Raw genomic sequence first — 1,426 nt, forward strand, 5'->3', positions numbered from 1 at the left:
GGTCAAGCTCCGCGGCTTCCGCATCGAACTCGGCGAGATCGAGACCGCGTTGACCGCCCACGAGAGCGTCGGCCAGGCGACCGTACTGGTGCGGGAGGACCGGCCAGGCGACAAGCGGCTCGTCGCCTACCTCGTCGCCGCCGACGCTGCCCGGATCGATGTGGCCGAACTGCGCGGTCATGCCTCGGACGCCCTGCCCGAGTACATGGTCCCGTCCGCCTTCGTGGTCCTGGACGAGATCCCCCTCACCACCAACGGCAAGGTCGACCGACGCGCCCTGCCCGCACCCCAGGTCTCCCACGCCACCAGCGGGCGCGCCCCGCGCACACCGCAGGAAGAGGTGCTCTGCGGTCTCTTCGCGGCCGTCCTCGGACTGCCGTCGGTCAGCATCGACGACCACTTCTTCCACCGCGGCGGCCACTCGGTGCTCGGCACCCGGCTGATCAGCCGCATCCGGCGGGCGTTCGGCGTCCAGCTCGGGGTGAAGGACCTCTTCCGCAACCCCACGGTGCTCGCGCTCTCGGAGTGCGTCACCGCGGGCAGTGGCGAACTGCCCCGGCCGGCACTGACGGCCGAGGAGCGGCCGGAGATCGTCCCGCTCTCCTCCGCCCAGCAGCGGCTGTGGTTCCTCGACCAGATGGAAGGCCCGTCCGCCACCTACAACATCCCCCTCGCACTCCGCCTCAAGGGCCGGCTCGACCACCGGGCCCTTCAGCTCGCCCTCACCGACATCACCACCCGCCACGAAGGTCTGCGGACCGTCTTCCCGACCCACGAGGGCACCCCCCACCAGCACATCCTTCCCCCGACCGCCATCGACCTCCCGCTGATCCACACCACCGAGGACGAGCTCACCGCACGACTGGCCGACCTCTCATCGGCCACCTTCGACCTCTCCGTCCAGTCGCCGATCCGCACACACCTGCTGTCGATCGGCGAGCAGGAGCACATCCTGCTGGTGGTCATCCACCACATCGCCTCCGACGGCTGGTCCAACGGACCGCTCTTCCGCGACCTGGCCACCGCCTACGAGGCCCGCACCGAGGGCACTGCCCCCGCATGGGAGCCGCTGCCGGTCCAGTACGCCGACTACTCCCTCTGGCAGCGACGCCTCCTCGGCAGCGACGAGGAACGCCAACTCGACTACTGGCGCGCAGCGTTGGCGGACATTCCAGAGGAAGCGACACTCCCGGCGGACCGTGCCAGGCCGGCCACCGCATCCAACCGTGGCACCACACACACCGTGCACTGCACGGCCGACCTGCACGAATCGCTCAGCTCACTGGCCCAGGAGACCGGCAGCACACTCTTCATGGTGGCCCAGGCCGCGGTGTCGACGCTGCTGTCCCGTTCCGGTGCCGGGCACGACATCCCGCTCGGTTCGCCCGTCGCGGGCCGTACCGACCCGGCCCTCGACGATCTCGTA

General features: G+C 70.2%; 1 protein-coding gene. It reads left to right on the forward strand.

All coding sequences use genetic code 11. From position 1 onward, the window contains the following. Positions 1 to 1,426 (forward strand): condensation domain-containing protein (locus EES42_RS17005; protein WP_241196416.1); only part of this gene is annotated, 1,426 nt, incomplete at both ends.

It is taken from the genome of Streptomyces sp. ADI95-17, assembly GCF_003846175.1.
Lineage (GTDB): Bacteria > Actinomycetota > Actinomycetes > Streptomycetales > Streptomycetaceae > Streptomyces > Streptomyces sanglieri.